This window comes from Luteimonas sp. A534, assembly GCF_054072805.1.
This window is the reverse complement of record NZ_JBSVRR010000002.1, coordinates 557,339-580,469: the sequence shown is the minus strand read 5'-3', so window position 1 is coordinate 580,469 and position 23,131 is coordinate 557,339. Positions and strand designations below refer to the sequence as shown.

General features: G+C 68.4%; 21 protein-coding genes. 16 read left to right on the top strand and 5 right to left on the bottom strand.

Going from position 1 to position 23,131, the window contains the following annotated elements:
- Positions 1-59: 59 nt before the first annotated feature.
- The 10 genes from ACW5F0_RS07355 (at position 60) to ACW5F0_RS07310 (ending at position 8,578) form a co-directional block, all read left to right on the top strand.
- The gene (locus tag ACW5F0_RS07355; protein WP_456999413.1) at positions 60-2,246 is read left to right on the top strand and encodes a S9 family peptidase; all 2,187 of its coding nucleotides are present in this window, start codon (positions 60-62) and stop codon (positions 2,244-2,246) included.
- A gap of 31 nt (positions 2,247-2,277) precedes the next feature.
- Positions 2,278-2,685 carry a YbaN family protein gene (locus tag ACW5F0_RS07350; RefSeq protein WP_456965617.1) on the top strand — a complete coding sequence of 136 codons (408 nt, stop codon included), beginning with the start codon at positions 2,278-2,280 and terminating at the stop codon, positions 2,683-2,685.
- A 10-nt stretch (positions 2,686-2,695) separates the two neighbouring features.
- Complete coding sequence (gene lptM, locus ACW5F0_RS07345) at positions 2,696-2,989, top strand: LPS translocon maturation chaperone LptM (RefSeq protein WP_456965618.1); 294 nt, start codon at positions 2,696-2,698, stop codon at positions 2,987-2,989.
- A gap of 4 nt (positions 2,990-2,993) precedes the next feature.
- Entirely contained in the window at positions 2,994-3,851 is an 858-nt protein-coding gene (gene dapF, locus ACW5F0_RS07340; protein ID WP_456999491.1) for a diaminopimelate epimerase, read from the top strand.
- A complete protein-coding gene (locus tag ACW5F0_RS07335) occupies positions 3,848-4,522 on the top strand; it encodes a DUF484 family protein (RefSeq protein WP_456965619.1) in 675 nt (224 codons plus the stop codon). Before dapF ends, ACW5F0_RS07335 begins: the two co-directional genes overlap by 4 nt.
- Positions 4,523-4,550: 28 nt before the next feature.
- Entirely contained in the window at positions 4,551-5,447 is an 897-nt protein-coding gene (gene xerC / locus ACW5F0_RS07330; RefSeq protein ID WP_456965620.1) for a tyrosine recombinase XerC, read from the top strand.
- A gap of 71 nt (positions 5,448-5,518) precedes the next feature.
- A complete protein-coding gene (gene hslV / locus ACW5F0_RS07325) occupies positions 5,519-6,070 on the top strand; it encodes an ATP-dependent protease subunit HslV (protein WP_456965621.1) in 552 nt (183 codons plus the stop codon).
- A 2-nt stretch (positions 6,071-6,072) separates the two neighbouring features.
- On the top strand, positions 6,073-7,467 hold the full coding sequence (gene hslU / locus ACW5F0_RS07320) for an ATP-dependent protease ATPase subunit HslU (RefSeq protein ID WP_456999412.1): 1,395 nt from the start codon (positions 6,073-6,075) through the stop codon (positions 7,465-7,467).
- Positions 7,468-7,594: 127 nt separating this feature from the next.
- Complete coding sequence (locus ACW5F0_RS07315) at positions 7,595-8,026, top strand: hypothetical protein (RefSeq protein ID WP_456965623.1); 432 nt, start codon at positions 7,595-7,597, stop codon at positions 8,024-8,026.
- An 84-nt stretch (positions 8,027-8,110) separates the two neighbouring features.
- The gene (locus tag ACW5F0_RS07310) at positions 8,111-8,578 is read left to right on the top strand and encodes a hypothetical protein (RefSeq protein ID WP_456999410.1); all 468 of its coding nucleotides are present in this window, start codon (positions 8,111-8,113) and stop codon (positions 8,576-8,578) included.
- A gap of 25 nt (positions 8,579-8,603) precedes the next feature.
- Here ACW5F0_RS07310 and ACW5F0_RS07305 read toward each other — a convergent pair whose 3' ends face one another.
- Positions 8,604-11,282: a DEAD/DEAH box helicase gene (locus ACW5F0_RS07305; RefSeq protein ID WP_456999409.1), complete on the bottom strand. Its 2,679-nt coding sequence runs from the start codon at positions 11,280-11,282 to the stop codon at positions 8,604-8,606.
- Positions 11,279-13,021 (bottom strand): site-specific DNA-methyltransferase, encoded by a 1,743-nt coding sequence (locus tag ACW5F0_RS07300; protein ID WP_456999407.1) that lies wholly within the window; start codon positions 13,019-13,021, stop codon positions 11,279-11,281. Before ACW5F0_RS07300 ends, ACW5F0_RS07305 begins: the two co-directional genes overlap by 4 nt.
- A gap of 182 nt (positions 13,022-13,203) precedes the next feature.
- On the opposite strand from ACW5F0_RS07300, the gene ACW5F0_RS07295 reads away from it, so the two are divergent.
- A complete protein-coding gene (locus ACW5F0_RS07295; protein ID WP_456999406.1) occupies positions 13,204-13,623 on the top strand; it encodes a hypothetical protein in 420 nt (139 codons plus the stop codon).
- Between the two features lie 23 nt (positions 13,624-13,646).
- Here the strand turns inward: ACW5F0_RS07295 and ACW5F0_RS07290 are convergent, their stop codons facing one another.
- Entirely contained in the window at positions 13,647-14,102 is a 456-nt protein-coding gene (locus ACW5F0_RS07290; RefSeq protein WP_456999405.1) for a nucleoside deaminase, read from the bottom strand.
- A 169-nt stretch (positions 14,103-14,271) separates the two neighbouring features.
- Between ACW5F0_RS07290 and ACW5F0_RS07285 the strand changes: the two genes are divergently transcribed.
- The 4 genes from ACW5F0_RS07285 (at position 14,272) to ACW5F0_RS07270 (ending at position 19,480) form a co-directional block, all read left to right on the top strand.
- On the top strand, positions 14,272-15,711 hold the full coding sequence (locus ACW5F0_RS07285; RefSeq protein ID WP_456999404.1) for a hypothetical protein: 1,440 nt from the start codon (positions 14,272-14,274) through the stop codon (positions 15,709-15,711).
- Positions 15,712-15,718: 7 nt separating this feature from the next.
- Positions 15,719-16,492 carry a bifunctional demethylmenaquinone methyltransferase/2-methoxy-6-polyprenyl-1,4-benzoquinol methylase UbiE gene (ubiE, locus tag ACW5F0_RS07280; RefSeq protein ID WP_456965626.1) on the top strand — a complete coding sequence of 258 codons (774 nt, stop codon included), beginning with the start codon at positions 15,719-15,721 and terminating at the stop codon, positions 16,490-16,492.
- A gap of 83 nt (positions 16,493-16,575) precedes the next feature.
- The gene (locus tag ACW5F0_RS07275; RefSeq protein WP_456999403.1) at positions 16,576-18,633 is read left to right on the top strand and encodes a M1 family metallopeptidase; all 2,058 of its coding nucleotides are present in this window, start codon (positions 16,576-16,578) and stop codon (positions 18,631-18,633) included.
- A 91-nt stretch (positions 18,634-18,724) separates the two neighbouring features.
- Complete coding sequence (locus ACW5F0_RS07270; RefSeq protein ID WP_456999402.1) at positions 18,725-19,480, top strand: hypothetical protein; 756 nt, start codon at positions 18,725-18,727, stop codon at positions 19,478-19,480.
- A gap of 3 nt (positions 19,481-19,483) precedes the next feature.
- Here the strand turns inward: ACW5F0_RS07270 and ACW5F0_RS07265 are convergent, their stop codons facing one another.
- Both ACW5F0_RS07265 and ACW5F0_RS07260 read right to left on the bottom strand, forming a co-directional pair.
- On the bottom strand, positions 19,484-20,812 hold the full coding sequence (locus ACW5F0_RS07265) for a hypothetical protein (protein ID WP_456999400.1): 1,329 nt from the start codon (positions 20,810-20,812) through the stop codon (positions 19,484-19,486).
- 53 nt (positions 20,813-20,865) lie between these two features.
- Positions 20,866-21,798, bottom strand: a complete 933-nt coding sequence (locus ACW5F0_RS07260; RefSeq protein ID WP_456965630.1) for a carbohydrate kinase family protein — start codon at positions 21,796-21,798, stop codon at positions 20,866-20,868.
- Between the two features lie 278 nt (positions 21,799-22,076).
- On the opposite strand from ACW5F0_RS07260, the gene ACW5F0_RS07255 reads away from it, so the two are divergent.
- Positions 22,077-23,120, top strand: a complete 1,044-nt coding sequence (locus tag ACW5F0_RS07255; RefSeq protein WP_456965631.1) for a rod shape-determining protein — start codon at positions 22,077-22,079, stop codon at positions 23,118-23,120.
- Positions 23,121-23,131 lie beyond the last annotated feature (11 nt).

Genomic DNA, 23,131 nt, shown 5'->3' with positions numbered 1-23,131 from the left:
CGACCCCGGGGGCGCCGCAAGGCGCCCCCGTTGCATCCAGCCTCCCCGGACCCCATTCCATGAAGCCCATCGCACTTGCAGGCCTGTTGCTCATGACCGCCACCAGCCACGCCGCCACGCCGACGCCGCCCGACGTCGAAAAGCGCGCCCACGAAGTGCGCGCGCCGCACGGCGCCGTGCGCCAGGACGAGTACTACTGGCTGCGCGACGACACCCGCGAAGACAAGGCCATGCTGGCCTACCTCGAGGCCGAGAACGCGTACGTCGGCCAGGTGATGGCGCCGCTGAAGCCGCTCGAGGACGCGCTGTACGAAGAGTTCGTCGCCCGCATCAAGCAGGACGATGCCAGCGTGCCTTTCCGCGACAACGGCTGGTGGTACTACTCGCGCTACGAGACCGGCAAGGACTATCCCGTGCATGCGCGCCGGAAGGACGCCGATGACCTGGGCGCGGCGGAGATCATGCGCCTCAACGAGGCCGGTGTTTTCGCCGCCGAGCAGGTGCTGCTCGATGTCAACGCGATGGCCGCGGACAAGGAGTACTTCTCGGTCGGCGTGTACGAGACCAGTCCCGACAACCGCATCCTGGCCTGGGCGGACGACAGCGTCGGCCGCCGCCAGTACACCATTCGCTTCCGCAATCTCGAGACGGGCGAACTCTATCCGGAGTCGATCCCCGGCCTGTCCGCGGACATGGTCTGGGCCGACGACAACAAGACCCTCTTCTACGTCGAGAACGATCCCGAAACGCTGCTGACCGTGCGCGTGAAGAAGCACGTGCTCGGCACTCCCGTGTCCGACGACGTGCTGGTGTACGAAGAGCACGACGACAGTTTCTACATGGGCCTGTCGCGCACCCGCGACGACCGCTTCATCTGCATCGGCGTCGAGAGCACGGTATCCAGCGAGTTGCGCTGCACCCCGGCCGCGGACCCGGGTGAATTCACCGTGCTGGCCGCGCGCGAGCGCGACGTCGAATACGACGCCGATCACTTTGACGGCCGCTGGGTGATCCTTACCAACGCACCTGACGCCGAGGGCAACAAGGCGCCGAACTACCGCATCGCCACCGCGCCCACGGACGCGACTTCGCGCGCGGAGTGGAAGGAGTGGATCGCGCACCGCGACGACGTGCTGCTGGAAGGCTATGAATTGTTCGACGGCTTCACCGCCATCGCCGAGCGCTCCAACGCGCTCGAGCGCATCCGCCTGCTCAAGCCGGAGGGTGGAGAGGAGTACGTCGCCGCCGACGAACCCGCCTATTCGATGGGCCTGTCGATCAACGCCGAACCCGATACCGACTGGCTGCGCTACGGCTACACCTCGCTGACCACGCCCGGCACCACCTACGAGCTCGACGTGCGCACCGGCGAGCGCCGCCTGCTCAAGCAGCAGCCGGTGATCGGCTATGACCCGTCGAAGTACGCCACCGAGCGCACCTGGGCGACCGCCCGCGACGGCACCCGCATCCCGGTGTCGCTGGTCTACCGCAAGGGGTTCAAGAAGGACGGCACCGCGCCGCTGCTGCAGTACGCCTACGGCAGCTACGGCATGTCGATGGACCCGGGCTACAGCCTGACCACCACCAGCCTGCTCGACCGCGGCATGGTCTATGCCATCGCCCACATCCGCGGCGGCCAGGAAATGGGCCGCAAGTGGTACGACGACGGCAAGCTCCGCAACAAGGTCAACACCTTCACCGACTTCATCGACGTCACCGACCACCTGGTGGCCGAGGGCTGGGCGGCGAAGGATCGCGTGGCGGCGTATGGCGGCAGCGCCGGCGGCCTGCTGGTGGGCGCGATCGCGAACATGGCGCCGGAGAAGTACCGCCTGGTCCTGTCGCAGGTGCCGTTCGTGGACGTGGTCACGACCATGCTCGACCGCAGCATCCCGCTGACCACCAACGAGTACGACGAGTGGGGCAACCCGGAGCGCAAGGGTGACTACGACTACATGGTCACCTACTCGCCCTACGACAACCTGGAGGCGAAGGCTTATCCGGCGATGTTCATCGGCACCGGGCTGTGGGATTCGCAGGTGCAGTACTGGGAACCGGCGAAGTACGTCGCCCGGCTGCGTGACCTGAACACCTCCGACGCCACCCTCCTGTTCCGCACGAACATGGATGCCGGCCACGGCGGCAAGTCCGGCCGCTTCCGCCGCTACCGCGAACTGGCGGAGATGTACGCCTTCATGCTCGACCAACTGGGCGTGGTGGCCCCGGACGAAGTCACGGCGCGCTGACAGCTGCCGCCCATCGCGGCATCATGCCGCGATGGATGACGCTCCTCGCCACCGCTCGCGCTTCCGCTGGGCCTGGTGGCTGCTGGCCTACGTCGCGCTGGGGCTTGGCCTGCTCGGCGTGGTGCTGCCGGGCCTGCCCACCGTGCCCTTCATCCTGCTTTCGGCCTGGGCCGCGGCCCAGGGCTCCGAGCGACTCCACGCCTGGCTGCTGGCGCATCGGCACTTCGGGCCGATGATCCGCGACTGGCACGAGCACGGCGCGGTCACCCGGCGCTCCAAGCGCCTGGCCAGCGCCGCCATGGCCGCGTCGGCCGTGATCGTGCTGGCACTGGCCTGGCTGACCGGCTACCAGCGCTGGTGGGCGGTGGCCCTGCCGATCGGCTGCATGGTCGCCGTGGGTGCCTGGCTGTGGATGCGGCCGGAACCGCCGCCGCGCTAGACTGCCGGCCATGAACATCCGCGCCCTGATTCCCCTTGCCCTGCTGTCGTCCGTGCTGGTGCTGTCCGCCTGCGGCAACAAGGGTCCGCTGCTGCCGCCTCCCGCGCCGGAAGACGACGACTGGCCGGCGGAGCAGGTGGACGATGCCGATGTGCCGGATCCGGCCATGGATGCGGACGATCCGGCGCTCGAGGATGACGTCGATGCCGAGGAGATCGAGGACGGCGTGGATGGCGAAGGCGAGGACCCGGCCGTGGAGGGTTCTGGCGACGACCCCGGCGATGACGGTGATGGCGACGCCTGATCCCGTGGCGGCCTCGGCGTCTCCCGCCGGCCTGCGTTTCAGCAAGATGCACGGCGCCGGCAACGACTTCGTGGTGCTCGACCTGCGCGATGGCGCGGCGGCGCCCGATGCCGCGCTGTGCCGCCTGCTGGCCGATCGCCACCGCGGCGTCGGCTGCGACCAGATCCTGACCATCGCCGCGCCGCGCAGCGACGGTGCGATTGCGTCCTATGGCATCTGGAACGCCGACGGCTCCGCCTCGCAGCAGTGCGGCAACGGCGCACGCTGCGTCGCCGCCTGGCTGGTGCGCGATGGCACCGCCACGGGCGACGATTTCGTGCTCGACAGCCCGCTGGCCAGCCACCGCGTGCGCGCGCTGGGCGGGGCCGGCTTCGAAGTCGCCATGGGTGCCCCGGTGTTCGCGCCGGCGCGGATCCCCCTGGCCGGCTTCGACGCGCAGGCCGATGCCTACATGATCGAAGTCGGCGGACGCACGCTGCGCGTGGGCGCGGTGTCGATGGGCAATCCGCACGCGGTGCTCGAGGTCGAGGACGTCGACCACGCGCCGGTCGGCGAGCTTGGCCCCGCGCTGCAGCGGCACGCCGCGTTCCCGCAGTCGTGCAACGTCGGCTTTGCCCAGGTGCTCGACGGCGGCCACATCCGACTGCGGGTGTACGAACGCGGCGTCGGCGAAACCCTGGCCTGCGGCAGCGGCGCCTGTGCCGCGGTGGCCGTGCTGGCCCGTCGCGGGCGCGTGGATGCGACCGCCGGCGTGGACGTGGCGCTGCCCGGCGGCACGCTGCGCATTTACCATGGTGTCGACGGCGACCTGCGCATGGCGGGGCCGGCGACATTCGTCTACGAAGGGACATTCAACGCATGAACGACACCACCGAGAAGCTTGGTGCCCACGAGGTCGCGGCTTGGCTGCGCCGGCACCCGAAGTTCCTGCAGCAGTTCCCGGACCTGGCGATCAGCCTCGTGGTGCCGCGCGAAGACGGCCCTGCGGCGTCGCTGGCCAGCTACCAGCTCGAAGTGCTGCGCGACAAAAACCGCGAGCTGTCGCGACGCCTGCAGGACCTGTATGCGGTTTCGCAGGAGAACGAGCGCCTGGCCGTGCGCACGCACCAGCTGACCTTGGCGCTGATGCGTCCGGAAAGCGCCGCCGGCGTGGTCCGCGCGATGGTCGCCACGCTGGCCGAGGACTTCAGCGGTGATCTCGTGAGCGTGGTGCTGTTCAAGCCGCTGCCCGGGCTGGGCGAGGAGCAGTGGCTGCAGGTCGTCGCGCGCGACGACCGCCGCCTGCAACCCTTCGCCGACTGCATCGGCGATGGCGAACCTCTTTGCGGCCGCCTGCATCCCGACAAGCAGGCGCTGCTGTATGCGGCGCGCGTCGACGATGTCGCCTCCACCGCGCTGCTGCCGGTCGAGGGCGTGGGCCTGGTCGCGGTGGGAAGCAGTGATCCCAACCGCTTCTACCCCGGCATGGGCACGCTGTTCCTGCGCATGATGGGCGAGGCCTTCGCGGCGGCGCTGCGGCGCCACCACGACTGAGCGACGCCGGAAGCACGGACCGATCGCGATGGACGCAGGCACGCATCCCGACGTCACCGACTTCCTCGGACATCTCGAGGTCGAGCGCCGCATGTCGGCGCACACGCTCGATGCCTACCGCCGCGACCTGGCCGCATTGGACGCGTGGGCGGTGGCATCCGGGCATGGGGACCTCCTGGCGCTCGACAGCGCGGCGATGCGCGCCTTCGTCGCCGCCGAGCATCGCCGGGGGCTGGCGCCCAAGAGCCTGCAGCGCCGCCTGTCCGGCTGCCGCAGCTTCTATCACTGGCTGCTGAAGCACGGCCGCATCGTCGCCAACCCCGCCGCCGGCGTGCGCGCGCCGCGCGCGCCGCGCAAGCTGCCGCAGGTGCTGGACGTGGACGAGGCCGTGGCGCTGGTGGCGGTGCCCACCGACGTACCGCTGGGCCTGCGTGACCGCGCGCTGCTGGAACTCTTCTATTCCTCGGGCCTGCGCCTGTCCGAACTGCGCATGCTGCGCTGGGCCGACATCGACCTCGACCAGGGCCTGGTGACGGTGCTTGGCAAGGGCAATCGCCAGCGCACCGTGCCGGTGGGTTCGCACGCTTGCAAGGCGTTGGCCGAGTGGCGCGCGGACACCGGTGCCGGCCGCGAAGCGCCCGTGTTCCCGGGCCGCGGCGGCGCGCCGATCAGCGCACGGGCGGTCCAGCTGCGGCTGCGCGAGCTGGCGCGGCGGCAAGGCCTGTTCAAGCGCGTGCATCCGCACCTGCTGCGGCATTCATTTGCCAGCCATGTGCTGGAGTCGTCCGGCGACCTGCGCGGCGTGCAGGAGCTGCTGGGGCATGCCGACATCGCGACCACGCAGATCTATACGCACCTGGACTTCCAGCACCTGGCCAAGGTGTACGACGAAACGCATCCGCGCGCGAAGCGTCGCAAGGGCTGACCCGTCCCATCGGCGGACTTGCATCGGCCGCGGGCGATCCCCATCCAGTGGATTCAGCCCCCGGAGGCCGCATGGACCCCAGCCAGAACCCCCACGTTTTCCACGCCACCACCATCGTGTCGGTGCGCCGCGAGGGCCGCGTCGCCATCGCCGGCGACGGCCAGGTCACGCTCGGCCACACGGTGATGAAGGCCAACGCGCGCAAGGTGCGCCGCCTCGGCAAGGACGGCCAGATCCTGGCCGGTTTCGCCGGCGCCGCCGCCGACGCCTTCACGCTGTTCGAACTGTTTGAATCCAAGCTCGAGAAGCACGGCCAGCTCACCCGCGCCGCCGTGGAGCTTGCGAAGGACTGGCGCACCGAGCGCCGCTTCGGAAAGCTCGAGGCGCTGCTCGCGGTGGCCGACAAGGACACCTCGCTGATCATCAGCGGCACGGGGGATGTGATCGAACCCGAGGACGGGCTGGTCGCGATCGGCTCGGGCGGCCCCTACGCGCTGTCGGCCGCGCGCGCGCTGCTGGCGCATACGCAGATGGACGCGCGTTCGGTCGCCGTCGAGGCGCTCAACATCGCCGGCGACATCTGCATCTACACCAACCGCAACGTCGTGGTGGAGGAACTCTGAGCATGGCCATGAAGATCGACACCTCCCACGCCACCATGACCCCGCGCGAGATCGTGCAGGAGCTCGACCGCCACATCATCGGCCAGCAGGACGCCAAGCGCGCGGTCGCGATCGCGCTGCGCAACCGCTGGCGCCGCGCCCAGCTCGGCGACGAGCTGCGCAACGAAGTGATGCCCAAGAACATCCTGATGATCGGCCCCACCGGCGTCGGCAAGACCGAGATCGCGCGTCGCCTGGCGACGCTGGCCAACGCGCCCTTCGTGAAGGTGGAAGCCACGCGCTTCACCGAGGTCGGCTACGTCGGCAAGGACGTCGAGCAGATCATCCGCGACCTGGCCGATACCGCGGTCAAGCTCTACCGCGAGCAGGCCAAGCAGAAGATGCGCACCCAGGCCGAGGAGCGCGCGGAAGACCGCATCCTCGATGCGCTGCTGCCCAAGCGCCAGGGCCAGGCGCCGGCGTTCGGCTTCGGCCCCTCGGCGCAGTCCACCACCGTCGACATCGGCGCCGAGCCCTCGTCGCAGGAATCCGAGACCCGGCAGAAGCTGCGCCGCCAGCTGCGCAGCGGCGACCTCGACAAGCGCGAGATCGAACTCGACCTGTCCGCCGGTGGCGGCGTCGACATCATGACCCCGCCGGGCATGGAGGAGATGGGCCAGCAGCTGCGGCAGATGTTCGCCAACCTCGGCAGCGGCAAGACCCAGAAGCGCACCATGGCGATCCACGCGGCGCGCCCGCTGCTGGTCGAGGAAGAGGCCGGCAAGCTGGTGAACGAGGACGAGGTGCGCGCGGCCGCCATCGAGGCCTGCGAGCAGCACGGCATCGTCTTCATCGACGAGATCGACAAGGTCGCCAAGCGCAGCGAAGGCATGGGTGCCGACGTCAGCCGTGAAGGCGTGCAGCGCGACCTGCTGCCGCTGGTGGAAGGCTCGACGGTCAGCACCAAGTACGGCCCGGTGAAGACCGACCACATCCTTTTCATTGCCTCGGGCGCGTTCCACCTGGCCAAGCCGAGCGACCTGATCCCGGAGATGCAGGGCCGCTTCCCGATCCGCGTGGAGCTGTCGGCGCTGACGAAGCATGACTTCGTGCGCATCCTGACCGAACCCAAGGCTGCGCTGACCCGGCAGTACGTCGAGCTGATGAAGACCGAAGGGCTGGAGCTCGCGTTTTCCGACGACGCCATCGACCGGCTCGCCGAGATCGCCGCCGACGTCAACGAGCGCCAGGAGAACATCGGTGCGCGCCGCCTGCACACGGTGCTCGAGCGGCTGCTCGACAGCCTGAGCTTCGAGGCGCCCGACCGCGGCGGCAAGGTCGCCATCGATCGTGCCTACGTGGATGCGCAGCTCGGCGAGCTGGTGCAGGACCAGGACCTGAGCCGCTACATCCTCTGACCGGAGGAAGCCTCCATCCACACGCCCCCGCCCGCGGGGGCGGTGCGTGCGTTCAGCAAGCGGAGCGTGTCCGGCGGCGATGGGCTGGCAGACTGGCCGCCCCCCCGCCCGCTCCGTGAGGCCCGACATGCTTCGACCCCTGCTGATCACTGGCGCCGCACTGTCGATGCTGCTGGCTGCGCCCGCGGCGGCGCGCGACGTCTCCTGCCGCCTCGACTTCGACATGGCTGGCTGGTCGGCCTTCTACAAGACGGCATCGGGCACCGGCCGCGTGAGCTGCGACAACGGCCAGTCCATGGCCGTGCGCATCGACGCCAAGGGCGGTGGCCTGACCGTCGGCAAGTCCGAGATCCGCGGCGGACGCGGTGAGTTCTCCGGGGTCCGCGGCATCAACGAGGTGCTGGGCACCTATGTCACCGCCGAAGCGCACGCCGGCGCGGTGAAGTCGAGCAAGGCGCAGGTGATGACCAAGGGCGAGGTGTCGCTGGCCCTGGCCGGCACCGGCGAGGGCTTCGACCTGGGGGTCGCGTTCGGCGCGTTCACGATCGAGGCGCGCTGACGGGCTGACGGACTGCCGGGGGCGGGCGCCCTGTGCGGTGGCCGCAGCGGTTCGCGGACAGCGTTGCGTTCTGGCAAGGCCGCCATGCGCGGCAACACCAAGGTCGCCGCCATGCACCGTGAAGTGCCCGTCGTCTTCCTCGCGGCCATTGTCGCCGCTGTCGCATGCGTGCCCGCGGCTTCCGCATCCCCGGTGCTGGCGGTGGCCGCGAATGCGCGTGCCGTCCATGGGGAGCGCTGCAGCGACGAGCAGCGGCGGATCAATCCACGGATGGCGGCGACGGCCATCTCCGGCACCTGCGATTACCTGTGGGCGAAGGTCGAGCCGCTGGGCTGCTACCACTTCGGCCCCAGCGAAGTGAACGTGGTCTACATCGTCACGGCGCCCGGGCGTCCGCCGTTCGCGCTCACCACCTACACCCGCGGCCCGCCCTTCGCGCAGTCCACCGCGCAGCAGAACATGGGCGTCGCGCTCGACGGCGCGTTGCCGACGCGCGCCAGCCTGCGCGCGGAGCATCGTGATCCGCGGTGGATGGATCCCTGCCCGGTGTAGCGTCTTCCCGTCGCGCCGGTGCCGGTCAGCCTAAGGCGTCCTCGATCTGCTGCCACAGGCGGTCACGCACCATCAAGAAGCGGCATTTGCCTCCGCTCAGTTCCGCCCACAGCCCACCGATGCGCCGATCGTCCTCGGCGTCAGTCCAGCCTTGGGCGCCCTTGTACTCGACGACCAGGATCTTTCCGTCAGGGAGTTCGCACACGAAGTCCGGCCAGAAGCGGCCGGTGGCCTTTTGCAGGAAGAATGCACAGCCGGGCTTGTTGACCAGATTGCGCACCCAATGCCTGAGGCGCCCCTGCTGGGCAAGCTTGTCGAGCTGCACCGCGCACTCGAACTCTTCCTTGCTGTCGAAGTCGCCGATCCGTCCGTAGAAATGCTTGCGGAAGTCCCACGTACCATATGACTTCCCGTCGTAGTCGCGGTTGGGCGAGTACGCCTGCTGGTGGAACTCGAAAGCGCACGCCTCGGTAGTCGTGATGCGATCCTCGTGCCCTTCGCCGAATAGCGCCTGCTGGTAGGCCATTGATACGGCCTGCCTGCGCAGGCGCAGGATCGTGTCTTGCAGCAGGCTGCGCAGGGTGAACTTGAGCTGGTTGGCGCGCGCCAGGTTGAAGTCTTCGTACTTGAGCAGCGCCCCGAGCCACGTCGCAACGAACGCCTGCTTGCTGGCGTGGGTGACAGAGGGCTCAGGCAGGTTGCGGCACAGCCACGCGGCCAGCCGGGTTTCGTCCCAGTGCTCGGGCTCGTAGACCAAGCCAAGATCGCGCTGCAGGCCCGGCAGGAAGTTGACCTTGACCTGGCCATCGTCGCCGATGTCGATCTTGCCGCCTTCGGCGATGCGTGACGCTGCGCCCAAGGCCGTCAGGTCGCTCTTTGTCGGTGCGGCGGCGTAACCCGAAAGCTCCCACGGGTAGTCCAGTGCTTCCGGGTCGTCGAAGAGCTGCAGTTCGCCCTGCTGGCGCAAGGCCAACTGTGGCACTCGCAGGCGTTCACCGGACTCTGCGGGCGTGCGGAAGAACGCGATGGCTGTCGTGCGGCTTGCCTCGGCAGCCTGCGCGATCACCGAACGCGACGCTTCGTCCGGCGCGGCCTGCAGAACCTCCTCGGCTTCGCTTTCGGTCAGCGGCGCGGTGATGGTCAGGGTCTTTTCGGCACCGTTCCATTCGACCTTCCCCTTCACTTCCTTCGACAGGCTGGCCAGTCCCGGCCTCCGGGTCAGCACCGCCGCGACGGGAGTGAAGACCAGCCTGCTGTGTCTGCCGAAGTCAAGAGCGTCCTGCTCCCCCTTCTGGGCCGCGACAAACTGCGTGACGTCCTTGCGGTCGAAGCCCGCGCCCTGAACCAGGCCGTCGCGGAGCTCGTTGGCAACGCGCGCGAAGTCGCCGGAGCGCACGAACGCGTAAGACCGGTTCAAGGGCGTCGAATCGCGCGCTTTCGCATCCGGCTGGCGCAGCACGCGGCCAAGCAGCTGCTCCACCGCCGTTCCCGACTGTTGCGCGCTCAACCCCACAAGCACGTAGGCGAATGGACAATCCCAGCCTTCGGCCAGCGCCTTCTGGGTGAGGACGAACTTGACCGGGCAAGCCGGATCAGCGATGCCCAGCGGGTACCCCCTGTCTATCGCCTCGAGGCCGCGCTCCTCGCCGGTGGCCACGACAATCTCGCCTTCCGGGATCCGGTGATTGTCGATCAGCTCCTGCCGGACGCGAGCGACATCGAGGGTTTCCACGCCCTGGCGGCGCGGCTCGGCTTGGACGAGCACCAGCGGGCGGAGGTACGGCGCGCCACTGCGATGCTCGTCATCGGCGAGCTTTTGCAGTGCGTCGCGGCGGGCAATGGCGTCCCCCACGCACACCTGCCAGTCGGGCTCGGCCTGCAGCATCACCGGCAGCTTGATCATCTCCTCCAGCTTCAGCTCCGCGGCGCTGACGCTGTGCAGCACGTTGCTCGGCACGTCCTCCAGGTCGGGCGTGGCCGTCAGTTCCATGACGCCGCTGGGATTGAAGCGCTCGAAGGTGCCGAAGCGGATCGCGGTGCGCGCGTTGTGGGCCTCGTCTACCACGAGGAACGGGCGGCGCAGCCGGAGCACGTTTGCCAGCGAAAGCGGCGCCACGCCACGTTCATCCTTTAGGAGCGCGTCGCGCTGCGCAGGCGCCAAGTGCTCGAAATGCTGCATCAGCGCCCCGCTGGACTCATACACCTTCAGCCCCTGCATGCTCTCGCGGCTGAACGCCTGCACCGTCGATACAATCACGACCGTCGAGGCGTCCATCGTGGCGCGCGTGACGGACCTGGCCTCTTCGAGATCCATCACCGTGACCTGTCCGGCTTCGCGCAACGCAAGGTGGTACGGATGATCGAGCCTGCGCAGCGCCCTCAGCGTCTGCTCGCGGATTGCATCGCTGGGCACCAGCCATAAGATCACGCTGTGCTCGGTCTGCAACAGGTGCCTGTTGGCAAGGGCGACGCTCTTGGCCGCGAGGAAGGTCTTTCCACCGCCCGTGGGCACGCGCAGGCAGAAGTAGGGCATGTCCGTGGCGAAGCCAGGCAGCGGATTGAAGGTCTGGCCGCGCCCCCAGAGTTCCCTGGTTGCCTGGTAATACGCGGAGTCGGCGTCCCCGGTCTGGTGGCAGAGAGTGAAGTACTTCTCCACTGAATCCAGTACGCGCTGCTGGAATTCCTTGCTGGCGAAGGCCCTCACGGCGCTACGTCCAGGGAATACGGTGTCTGCTTGAACACGATGCCTTCGCGCTTCAGGCGCGGCGTGCCAAGGCGACAGGCTGCGGCATAGATGACCCGTGGCCCGTCGTGCGGGTCCAGAATGTCGAGCACCTGCGAGGTGAGCACGTTGCCGCCGTCCACGGACTGGTCCCCAAGGATGCCGTTGTAGAGCAGGTAGATGGCGCGGCCCTGGTGCACGCCGAGCAGCGGCGACTTCGACCGGGACTTGAGGCCGGTGCCGGTTTCCGAGAACCAGACGAACTCGGCCAGCTGCGCAAATCGCACGTCGTCGCGGACCTGGCCGTCGGGGGTGAACAGCGGTTCCCTGCTTAACCTGAAGAACTGGAAGTCGCCGCCCAGGCCGTCGATTTTCAGATTCTTCTTGCCACGGCGAACTTCATATCCTTCGATCACTTTCCGGAGTCTCGGTGCGATCACCTGCGTCGCATTCGTCTCATCCATTTCCACGATGATGAAGCGGAGCCCTTCGACGCCGGAAGCCAGGACGGCGTGTCCGGTGGTTCCGGATCCACCGAACACGTCCATCACCAGGTCGCCCGATGTGACGTATAGGCTGACAAGGTAGGCGATCAGCTTTCTCGGCTTGGGATAGTCGAACTTGAGCCCCATGCGCTCAAGTTCGTTCTTGTCCTTCTCGGTTGATCCGAGATTCCTGAGCAGCGTGGAAACAAAGTGAGCCTGCCGCCCCTCCCGGCGATATGTGGGAACGCCGTTCTTCGAAAGGAAGAATCGGAGTCGTGCACCGTCGTCATCGATTGGATCGCAGCCCGTACTGATGAACCTCCGGAGCTTGTTGGCGGACGACCAGCCAGAGTAGACGCGGCAGGGTTGTACCAGGGCGTGGTTGCGGACAAGCATCCGATCGAGCCGTATCGGGTAGCTTGCCTGGAACCTGCTTTTGAAGGTTCGTGCGATCCAGCCATTGTTCTCATTCGTGGCATGGATGAATTCTTCAGCACTCGTGGACGCTGGAATATCCAGCGTGTCGACTTCGCACGGAAAGCCGATCGGAAGCTCGATAGCGGAAGCTGGATTTGCGCTGCCGTTCTTGATAATCGAGTTTTCGGCGAAGTCGCGCAGGAGCTTCGAGCCTTCGTCTACCGATGGATCGACCGTTGGATTGATCCGCGGCGCGTCGGGCCTGCGTGCATACGCAAGCACATAGTCATGGACGGCCGTCACGTCTTCGGCGTTCTCGGTATTGCCTTCCGTAACGAAGATGAAGGTCTCGATATGGCACTTCGTTCCGAATATCTCGTCCAGCAGGACGCGGAGATGGCCCACTTCGTCCTCGCCGATGCTGCAGAACAGAACGCCATCGTCGCGAAGGAACTGCTTGAGCAGTGCCAGCCTGGGATACATCATGCAAAGCCATTTGTCGTGGCGGGACAGATCTTCTGCTTCAGGCCCCACCGTCTTGCCGAGCCATGCGGCAATCTCCGGACTGTTGACGTTGTCGTTGTAAGTCCAGCCCTCGTTCCCGGTGTTGTACGGCGGATCGATGTAGATGCACTTCACCTGCCCGGCGTAACGTGGCAGAAGCGCCTTGAGGGCGTGCAGGTTGTCGCCCTGGACAACGAGGTTGCCGCTGTCCGCATCCCCACAGGACAGCCCTGGCACCACCTCAAGCAGGCGGTACGGCACGTCCTTGTGGTGCTTCACCACCGCGGCCTTGCCGATCCAGTCCAGGACCGGCATCTATGTGACCCTCCAAGGGCACACCGCCCGCTGTATTCCCCTGGCCACGCGCTTCCACTGCCCAGCTGTCGTGGGGCAGGCAGTGGCGCTGGGCGCAAACGGGGTTTCGAGCGGGTGCCCGGGCATGGTCGAACGACGGCATCAAGTAATAATTGATCATGGCATAAATCAACAATTGATTGATGGACCCGTTCGCCCGCCTACCGTCGCCGGGTATGAGCAGCGAGCAGGAAAAATTCGGTCTCCGGCTCCGGGAGGCGCTGCGAGCGGCAAAGCTGCCCGAGAGTGCGGCGGAGTTGGCGCGGCTCGTGCCCCAGCACGGCGGCACGCCGGTGACCGGCGCGGCCGCGCATCGCTGGCTCATGGGGCAGTCGATTCCCCGGGCGGAAAACATGCGGGCACTGGCCGTCCTGCTGCGCGTCCGGCTCGACTGGCTCTATGGGGAGGAAGAAGGCGGCCGCAAGGTCCACGATCGCCGGGGGACATGGGAAGCCGGCGCGATGGATCAGCACGCCATCGACGCGTTCCTGGCGTTGGATGAGCGGCACCGCAAGCTGGTGAGGGAGCTAGTCGCCGCCTTGTCCGACGTGCCGAAGGGCTGAGGTCGAAATACGCCGCCGGCCCATCACTCCTCGCCGATATCCTCGTTCCACAGCCCTGGATTGGCGTCGATCCACTCGCCCATCATCGTGATGCAGCGCGGGTCGTCCAGCACCACCACTTCGGTGCCGGCCTCCCGCAGCCACTCCACGCCGCCGGCGAAGTTCACCGCTTCCCCCACCACCACCGTGCCGATGTTGAACTGCCGCACCAGGCCGCTGCAGTACCAGCAAGGCGCCAGCGTGGTGACCATGATGGTGTCGCGGTAGGAGCGCTGGCGGCCGGCCTTGCGGAAGGCGTCGGTTTCGCCGTGGATCGAAGGGTCGCCTTCCTGCACGCGGCGGTTGTGGCCGCAACCGAGCATCCGGCCGTCCTGGTGGTACAGCGCGGCGCCGATCGGGATGCCGCCCTCGGCCATGCCCTTGCGGGCCTCCGCGATGGCGGTTTCGAGCATCGCGCGTGGATCGAAGGTCTGGATCATCGTGGTTCGCCGGGCCGTGGGGTGCATCACGATACCGGCGATGCACCGCGCCCGCGATCCGTGACGGCGGTCGTGCGGCTTGTCCCCGTTGCCGGGCTGTCACAGAATCGGGCGTCACGCTCACATCGTCACGGAAGGGGGAGCCGGGATGCGACGGATCAGGACAGGGATGGCAGCGCTCGCGCTGCTGTCATGCGCGTTCACCGCGCAGGCTGAAGTACTGCAGGGTGGATTGGAGCTGCGCTGGGGCGATCCGTTCGCGCCCGGTGGCGACGAGGGTCTCGCGCCGCGATTCCAGGCGACCCTGGTACTCGACAGCGGCGAGCGCATCACGCTCGATCCGGAGCAGGCACGGCGTGGCGCCGGTGACCTGTATGCGCTCGCGAACCGCCGCGTGGCGATCGAGTTCTCACGTCCGGCCGCGGCGCACGGGCGACGCGTGATCGAGGCGATCGTGCCCGCGGACGGCATCGGCGCGCCGCGCGCCGAGCACCCCATCGCCGGCCGGTCCGATACGGTGGCGCAGGCGGTGCTGGGCTCGACGCGGTGGATCACCATCGCCTGCAAGTTCAGCGACATCACGGCGGAGCAGAAGACGGTGGACTTCTTCCGCGCCCAGTACGGCGACGCGGTCGGCCAGCTGGGGCACTACTGGCGCGAGGTGTCGTACAACAAGATCAACCTGGCCGGCAGCGGCGCGCGCGGCTGGTACACGCTGCCCAATCCGCGGTCGCACTACGTGACGTTCAACGCGGAAGAGGACAAGGACAAGGCCGACCTCGACGCGCTGTTCAACGACTGCACCGCCGCGGCCGATGCCGACGTCGACTTCCGCCAGGTGCTCGGCATCAACCTGATGTTCAACGGCGACCTCGACGGCTACGCCTGGGGCGGCGGCCGCTGCGTGACGCTGGACGGCGTGTACAACTGCTGGTCGACCACCTGGAACCCGCCGTGGTCGTTCAACAACGTCGCACCGCTCGCGCACGAGATGGGCCATGGCTACGGCCTCCCGCACTCCGACAACTCCGACGGCGACGACGATCCCTACGACAACCCCTGGGACGTCATGAGCAGCGCCTGGCACAACGCGGTGCAGGATGCGACCTACGGCACCCGGCCCAAGCACATCAACATCTACCAGCGCGACCGTCTGGGCTGGGTGGATGCCGCGCGCAAGCACACCATCGCCGCCGGCGCGCTCCCGGCGCAGGTGCGGGTCGACTACGCGAGCCTGCACGCCTCGGGCAATGCGCAGATGCTGGTCCTGCAGACGCCGGCGTCGCCGGATCCCTATCGCGGCACCATCTACACGGTGGAGGCGCGGCGTCCGCTGGGTGCCTACGAAGGCCAGCTGGCGGGCGACGCCATCATCATCCACAGCGTGGGCAGCGACTACCGGGCGATGGCGAAGAGCCAGGACGCGGACGTCCCGCCGGCGAACGTCTCCAACAACGAGGGCTCCATGTTCAAGGTCGGCGAAACCTGGCTGTCGCCGGACGGCCTGTTCTCGGTCCACGTGGAGTCGAAGACGGCCAGCGGTTTCGTGGTGGTCGCGGGCACGCCGGTGCGCACCGGCGGCAACCAGCGGCCCGCCGCGGTGCCATAATTGCCGGATGGACGACCGCGACCCCCGCCCCGACACCACCCATTTCGGCTTTCGCGACGTGCCGGTGGGCGAGAAGCAGAAGCTGGTAGGCGAGGTGTTCTCGTCGGTCGCCGGCAGCTACGACCTGATGAACGACCTGATGTCGTTCGGCATCCACCGGCTCTGGAAGCGCTATTTCACCGCCACCGCCCAGGTCGGCCGCGGCGACCGCGTGCTCGACCTCGCCGGCGGCACCGGCGACGTGGCGGCGCTGCTGCGCCAGCGCGTGGGCGACACCGGCGCGGCTTCTGACGGGTGTGTCGTGCTGGGCGACATCAATGGCGAGATGCTGCGCGTGGGCCGCGACCGCATGGTCGACCGCGGCAACGTCCGCGGCTTCAGCTACGTGCAGTGCAACGCGCAGTCGCTGCCGTTCCCGGATGCCAGCTTCGACCTGGTCACGATCGCCTTCGGCCTGCGCAACGTCACCGACAAGGACGCCGCGCTGTCGGAGATGCTGCGCGTGCTCAAGGTCGGCGGGCAGGCGCGGGTGCTGGAATTCTCGGAGGTCCCGGACTGGTTCAAGCCGGTCTACGACTTCCATTCCTTCAAGGTGCTGCCGCGGCTGGGGCAGCTGTTCGCCAGCGACGCCGGCAGCTACCAGTACCTGGCCGAGTCGATCCGCAAGCATCCGCCCCAGGCCGAACTGAAGGCGATGATGGAGGCCGCGGGCTTCGCGCGCTGCCGCTTCCGCAACCTGTCGGGCGGGATCGTCGCCATCCACGACGGTTACAAGGCCTGAGCGCAACCCGGGGGGCCGCCGGCGCGCTGGCGCCGGCCAGCGGCTAGAATCGGGGGCTGTTTCCAACCACCGGACCCCCGTCCATGACCTTGAGCCGTACCCTCCGCCTGGCCGCGTTCGCGGCCCTGCTCCTGTTCGCCGTCGCCGCGTGCAAGCGCGAGCCGACGCCCGCCGAGACGCCGGTGGCGCCCAAGCCGCAGGCCGCCGCCAGCGGCGACGACTACGACGAGCACTCCTACGCCGAGCCCGACAAGGTCGCCATCGACGACCTGGCGCTTGACCTGGCGCTCGACTTCGACGCCCGCACCATCAGCGGCACCGCCACCTACACCCTGGACTGGCGCGACGGCACGGCCACCGAGCTGGTCCTCGACACCCGCGACCTGACCATCGAGCGCGTGGAAGGCGAGGGCGAGGGCGGCACCTGGCAGCCGCTGGAGCACGCCCTGGCCGGTCGCGACGAGCTGCTCGGCAGCAAGCTCACGATCCAGGCCCCGGCGCGCAACGAACACATCCGCGTCGCCTACCGCACATCGCCGGAGGCTTCCGGGTTGCAGTGGCTCGATGCCGCGATGACCGGCGGCAAGGCCGCGCCGCTCATGTTCAGCCAGTCGCAGGCGATCCACGCGCGCTCGTGGGTGCCGCTGCAGGACACGCCGCGCGTGCGCTACACCTACAGCGCGCAGGTCACGTCGCCCGCCGACGTGATGGTGCTGATGAGCGCCGACAACGACCCGGCCGCCGTGCGCGACGGCGACTACAGCTTCAGCATGCCGCAGCGCATCCCCTCGTACCTGATGGCGATCGCGGCCGGCGACCTGGTGTTCAAGCCGATTTCCGCGCGCTCCGGCGTCTGGGCCGAGCCCGGCATGGTCGACCGCGCCGTGGCCGAGTTCGAAGACACCGAGAAGATGATCGCGACCGCGGAGTCGCTCTACGGCCCCTACCGCTGGGAGCGCTACGACCTGCTGATCCTGCCGGCGTCGTTCCCGTATGGCGGCATGGAGAACCCGCGCCTGTCCTTCATCACGCCGACCGTGATCGTGGGTGACAAGTCGCTGGTGGCCCTGGTCGCGCATGAGCTCGCGCACAGCTGGTCGGGCAACCTGGTCACCAACTCCAGCGCCAAGGACGGCTGGCTCAACGAAGGCTTCACCAGCTACGTCGAGAACCGCATCGTCGAGGCGCTGTACGGCAAGGAGCGCGCCGACATGGAGTACGTGATCTCGCGCAACGGGCTGAAGGCCGAGCTCGCCAACATGAGTCCCGAGGAGCAGGCGCTGGCCGTGCGCCCGGGCGTGGTCAAGGACCCGGATGATTCGCTGAGCGCGGTGTCCTACGACAAGGGTGCGTGGTTCCTGCAGTTCCTGGAGGAGCGCTACGGCCGCGCCGAGTTCGACGCCTTCCTGCGCGGCTATTTCGACCACTTCGCCTTCCAGTCGATCCCCACCACGCGCTTCGTGGAGTACGCGCAGGAACACCTGCTCGACAAGTATCCGGGCAAGGTCAGCCGCGAGGAGTTCGACACCTGGCTGTACGAGCCGGGCATCCCGGGCACCGCGCCGCAGGTGCTGTCGCGCAACTTCGGCGTGGTCGACAGCGCGCGCCTGGGCTGGCTGGGCAGCAACACCCTGCCGCCGCAGGTGATCACCGACGAGTGGAGCACGCAGGAGTGGGTGCATTTCCTGGAAGGGCTCCCGGAAACGCTGTCGATGGAGCGGCTCTCGCAGCTCGACACCGCCTATGGATTCACCGGCACGCCCAACGGCGAGCTTGCCCAGCGCTGGTACCCGCTCGCAGTGCGCAGTGGCTACGTGCAGGCCTATCCGGCGATCGCGGACTTCGTGCGCACGATCGGCCGTCGCAAGCTGATCATGCCGACCTACCAGGCGCTGGTGGCCACGGAAGCAGGACTCGAGTTCGCCAAGCAGCAGCTGGACGCCGCGCGCCCCGGTTACCACCCGATCACCACCGGCTCGGTGGAGCGGGTGATCGCCGAAGCGAAGCCGGTGCCGGGCAGCGGGACTCCGATCGTGCCCGCGGTGGAAGCGGCCGAGGCCGCGTCGCCTCAGGTTGACGACTCGCCGGCGATGCCGGCTGCCGACGGCGATCCGACGCGTCCGGCGCCAACCGGCCGCTGAGGTCGGACAGGCGCCGTCACCTGACGGCGCCACCACCGGACAGGGCGGCTGGAACCGCCCGGCGCCGCACCTTCATCCACCAGGAGGCCATATGAGCAAGTACCGCCCCGCGCACGCCCGACGCGGCGCACTGCTCGCGACGTCGCTTTTCGTGGCCTTGGCCGCGCTGGCCGCCTGCCAGGACCCGGCCGCACAGGCCGAAGCCCAGGCCGCGGCCCAAGCCGAAGCCAATGAAGCGGCAGCCACGCAGGCCGCTGCCGATTTCGATACAGCGTTTGCGGCGGAGAACTGGGTGCTGGCCGGCGCCCAGGGCGACGTGCTGCTTGCGCGCTGGCCGGACACGGCGGCCGCGGAGCGCATCCGCCCGCTGCACGAAGAGGTACGCGCCAAGGCGAACGCGGCCCGCGAGGCCGCGCGCCTGGAAGCACTGTGGGCCTACAACACGGAGGCCGTGAAGGGCGGCAGCCAGCTTTCGGCCGCGATCTTTTCCCGCGAGGGCGTGGACAGCGATGGCAGCGGCAAGAAGCCCGTGCGCCTGATCTTCCGCGACCATCCGTCGTGGGGTCGCAGCAGCTACCTGGTGATGCAAGCCGGCGACTTCGACTGCTACGGCGCCTGCCGCGTGTCGGTCACCGTGGATGACGCCGCGCCGGTGCGCATGGCCGCCAACCGGCCCGACACCGACGAGGCGATCGCGATGTTCATCGACGACGAGCGCGCGCTGTGGCGGATGATCGACGGCGCCACGCTGCTGACGGTCGACTACCCGGTCAAGGCGGGTGGGACCCGCAAGGTCGTGTTCGAAGTCGGCGGCCTGGACCGCTCCAGCCTCCCGGGCTGGAACTGAGCTTCAGTCGAACCAGAGCAGGGGCAGGTCGGCGTTGAGGGAGATGTTGCGGAAGTCGCCTTCCGCATGGCCGATCGCTTCGACCACGTGGCAGCCCGGGGCGAGCGCCTCGGCCCCGGCGGCGAGCCAGCTGGCGCCGATGGTCCGCGTGCTGACCGCATGCGGCTTCGGCCCGAGCGCCTGCGAATTGCGCGCCACTTCGCGGCCGTCCACGCGCAGCGACAGGCTGACGGTGCCGCCGTCGTCGTTGTCGTCGCCCTGGATGCGCGTCCTGCTGGCGAACAGCACCTCGCCGTCATGCCCCGGCGGGATGCAGGCGCTGCCGCGCGCCAGCACCACCTCGGTGCCCATGGGCGGACACTTCTCGGGGCGAAAGCCATTCGTGCCGATGCAGACATAGGCGTAGCGGCGGTAGCGGCCGCGGGTGACGTAGTCGTGCGCCGGCGCATAGCCGCGGCCGACCACCTGCATCCCGCCGGCCAGGGTCACCAGGCCGGTGCTGGCGCCGACCCGGTAGCGCACGTTGTTGGTGCTGGCCATGCGCGGCCGGTAGTAGGGCGATTCGCTTGCCACCAGCTGCACGCTGCTGCCGTGCGGCGGCGAGGGGAACAGGGCCTGGGCGAACATCGGCGCCTGCACCTCGGCGCCCACGAACAGGTCGTTGATCGACCAGGTGGCCGAGTGCAGCGGCGGTTCGCGGCCGTTGAGGAAGATGCCCCACATCGCGTCGCCGGGCTGGTCGGACGCATGGGCGCGCCCCGATGCCATCGCCACCACGGGCCCGCCGGCATTCCCCGCATCCACCGACAGCACCGGCCACCAGCCGCGTCCCGCCGGCAGCGGCTGTCCTTCGGGGGCGAAGCGCGTGTCGAACTCCAGCCAGGGCGAGTGCGATTCGAGGAACGCACTGCCGGCATGTTCCGCGGCATCGGTGAGCACCGACAGGCTGCTGCCCGCCGTGACCGTGGCCGGGGCGCCGTGCATGCGCGCGCGTAGCGCCACCCGGGCGTGGCCGGCGGGCAGGTATACGGCGGCGATCGCATTGAACGCGTGGCGATTGGGTGCCCGCGAGCCGCGCCAGTCCACCACGCTTTCGTTGGAGACGCGGCGGCCGTCCACCGTGATGTACGCGTTGGCGATGGCCTCGCCCAGCGGCGCGAGGCCGCCGTCCGCGTGCAGGTAGGCCCAGCCCGCCCGCGGGACGTCGATCGTGGCCGAAAGCAGCTCGGCGGAGCCAGGTTCGACCACCCGGTCCGTCGCGAGCACCAGGTGCCGCGACCCGGTGTCCGACGCGGAGGTCGCCGCCGCGAACGCCAGCAGCAGGACGGCCACGAGCCGACGCGGCCATGCCGTCGCGCCGGCGGTCGATCGCCGGCCGCGCACGGCTACAGCGCGTATCCGAACTGTTGCCGGAACTGCGCGGCGAACTCGGCGTAGTCGAAGCGCTGGTTCTGCGTGCCCGGATGCTCGACCTTGAGCGCGCCCATCAGGTTGCCGATGCGGCCGATGGTTTCCCAGTCGTAGCCCTTCTCGATGCCGAAGATCAGGCCGGCACGGAAGGCGTCGCCGCAGCCGGTGGGGTCGGTGATCCGACGCTCGTGCGCCGGCGCCACGTTGTAGACCTTGCCGTCGGCATGGATGCACGCGCCCTGCGGGCCGCGGGTGGCGATATAGGCCTTCACCTTGCCGGCGATCGTCTTCTCGTCCCAGCCGGTGCGCTCCTGCAGCAGGTTCGACTCGTAATCGTTCACGGTCACGTAGTCGGCCTGCTCGATGAACGCGCGCAGCTCTTCGCCGTTGAACAGCGGCATCGCCTGGCCCGGATCGAAGATGAAGGGGATCCCGGCCTCGGCGAATTCCTTCGCGTTCTGCAGCATGCCCTCGTAGCCGTCGGGGCTGACGATGCCGATGCTGACGCCCGGCACGTCGCGCACGTGGTTCTCGTAGCTGCGCATCATCGCGCCCGGGTGGAAGGCGGTGATCTGGTTGTTGTCGTGGTCGGTGGTGATGAACGCCTGCGGGGTGAACAGTTCGTCGATCACCTTGACCCGCTCGAGCGTGATCTCGTTTTCCTCGAACCACTGCCGGTAGGGGCCGAAGTCCTGGCCCACGGTGGCCATCGGGATCGGATCGCCGCCCAGCAGCTTGAGGTTGTAGGCGATGTTGCCGGCACAGCCGCCGAACTCGCGGCGCATCCGCGGCACCAGGAACGACACGTTCAGGATGTGCACCTTGTCCGGCAGGATGTGGTTCTTGAACTGGTCGGGGAACACCATGATGGTGTCGTAGGCCAGGGAACCGCAGATCAGGGCAGGCATCGGGAAGGCGCTCCGGGGCTGGTGCCGGCCCGGAAAAAGGGCGGCGTTTTCGGTTTGGTGGGGGTGCCGGAGGGCCGGCGGCGGTCCGTCCGGGCCCTCGGGGCGCGGCGGCCGCATAGGTTAGCCTCTGCACAGGGGCGGGCCAAGCACGACGCGGCTCCGGCCCCGGTTTTCCTTGCCGGCGCAGGGGGTGGTTGTTACGCTTGACGATCCGGTTTTTCCCGGGGAATTCCCCCGTTCCCCCGTTCCTTGCCCCTCCTGACGGACGCCCGCCCCCGATGTTCAAGAAGTTCCGCGGCATGTTCTCCAACGACCTGTCCATAGACCTGGGCACGGCCAATACCCTCATCTTTGTCCGCGGTCAGGGAATCGTGCTCAACGAGCCTTCGGTCGTGGCGGTGCGCCAGGACCGCAACGGCGGCATGAAGGCGGTTGCCGCCGTGGGTGCCGAGGCCAAGCAGATGCTGGGCCGCACCCCCGGCAACATCACCACCCACCGGCCGATGAAGGACGGCGTGATCGCCGACTTCACCTACACCGAGGAAATGCTCAAGTACTTCATCCGCAAGGTGCACAAGGGCCGCTTCCTGCGTCCGAGCCCGCGGGTGCTGATCTGCGTGCCGGCCGGCTCCACCCAGGTCGAGAAGCGCGCCATCAAGGATTCCGCGCTGGAAGCCGGCGCCCGCGACGTGTCGCTGATCGAAGAGCCCATGGCCGCCGCGATCGGCGCCGGCATGCCGGTCACCGAGGCCCGTGGCTCGATGGTGGTCGACATCGGCGGCGGCACCACCGAGGTCGCGGTGATCGCGCTCAACGGCATCGTGTACTCGCAGTCGGTGCGCATCGGCGGCGACCGTTTCGACGAATCGATCATCAACTTCGTGCGCCGCAACCACGGCATGCTGATCGGCGAGTCCACCGCCGAGCGCATCAAGCTCGAGGCCGGCTGCGCCTACCCGCAGGAACGCGACGTGGAGATCGAAGTCTCCGGGCGCCATCTCGCCGAGGGCGTGCCGAAGATGATCAAGATCAGCTCGCGCGAGGTGCTCGAGGCCCTGCGCGAGCCGCTGGCCGGCATCGTCAGTGCGATCCGCCAGGCGCTGGAGCTGACCCCGCCGGAGCTGTGCGCCGACGTCGCCGAGCGCGGCATCGTGCTGACCGGTGGCGGTGCGCTGCTACGCGACCTCGACCGCCTGATCAGCGAGGAGACGGGCCTGCACGTGCAGGTCGCCGAGGATCCGCTGACCTGCGTCGCGCGTGGCGGGGGGCGTGCGCTCGAGCTGCTCGACATGCACGGAAACGAATTCTTCGCCTCGGAGTGAGCTGACAACCC

Bases quoted from the DNA above. Each gene is read 5' to 3' on its own strand.
- ACW5F0_RS07355 (WP_456999413.1), top strand. From the start codon at position 60: ATGAAGCCCATCGCACTTGCAGGCCTGTTGCTCATGACCGCCACCAGC.
- ACW5F0_RS07350 (WP_456965617.1), top strand. From the start codon at position 2,278: ATGGATGACGCTCCTCGCCACCGCTCGCGCTTCCGCTGGGCCTGGTGG.
- lptM (WP_456965618.1), top strand. From the start codon at position 2,696: ATGAACATCCGCGCCCTGATTCCCCTTGCCCTGCTGTCGTCCGTGCTG.
- ACW5F0_RS07335 (WP_456965619.1), top strand. From the start codon at position 3,848: ATGAACGACACCACCGAGAAGCTTGGTGCCCACGAGGTCGCGGCTTGG.
- xerC (WP_456965620.1), top strand. From the start codon at position 4,551: ATGGACGCAGGCACGCATCCCGACGTCACCGACTTCCTCGGACATCTC.
- hslV (WP_456965621.1), top strand. From the start codon at position 5,519: ATGGACCCCAGCCAGAACCCCCACGTTTTCCACGCCACCACCATCGTG.
- hslU (WP_456999412.1), top strand. From the start codon at position 6,073: ATGGCCATGAAGATCGACACCTCCCACGCCACCATGACCCCGCGCGAG.
- ACW5F0_RS07315 (WP_456965623.1), top strand. From the start codon at position 7,595: ATGCTTCGACCCCTGCTGATCACTGGCGCCGCACTGTCGATGCTGCTG.
- ACW5F0_RS07310 (WP_456999410.1), top strand. From the start codon at position 8,111: ATGCGCGGCAACACCAAGGTCGCCGCCATGCACCGTGAAGTGCCCGTC.
- ACW5F0_RS07300 (WP_456999407.1), bottom strand. From the start codon at position 13,021: ATGCCGGTCCTGGACTGGATCGGCAAGGCCGCGGTGGTGAAGCACCAC.
- ACW5F0_RS07295 (WP_456999406.1), top strand. From the start codon at position 13,204: ATGGACCCGTTCGCCCGCCTACCGTCGCCGGGTATGAGCAGCGAGCAG.
- ACW5F0_RS07290 (WP_456999405.1), bottom strand. From the start codon at position 14,102: ATGATCCAGACCTTCGATCCACGCGCGATGCTCGAAACCGCCATCGCG.
- ACW5F0_RS07285 (WP_456999404.1), top strand. From the start codon at position 14,272: ATGGCAGCGCTCGCGCTGCTGTCATGCGCGTTCACCGCGCAGGCTGAA.
- ubiE (WP_456965626.1), top strand. From the start codon at position 15,719: ATGGACGACCGCGACCCCCGCCCCGACACCACCCATTTCGGCTTTCGC.
- ACW5F0_RS07275 (WP_456999403.1), top strand. From the start codon at position 16,576: ATGACCTTGAGCCGTACCCTCCGCCTGGCCGCGTTCGCGGCCCTGCTC.
- ACW5F0_RS07270 (WP_456999402.1), top strand. From the start codon at position 18,725: ATGAGCAAGTACCGCCCCGCGCACGCCCGACGCGGCGCACTGCTCGCG.
- ACW5F0_RS07260 (WP_456965630.1), bottom strand. From the start codon at position 21,798: ATGCCTGCCCTGATCTGCGGTTCCCTGGCCTACGACACCATCATGGTG.
- ACW5F0_RS07255 (WP_456965631.1), top strand. From the start codon at position 22,077: ATGTTCAAGAAGTTCCGCGGCATGTTCTCCAACGACCTGTCCATAGAC.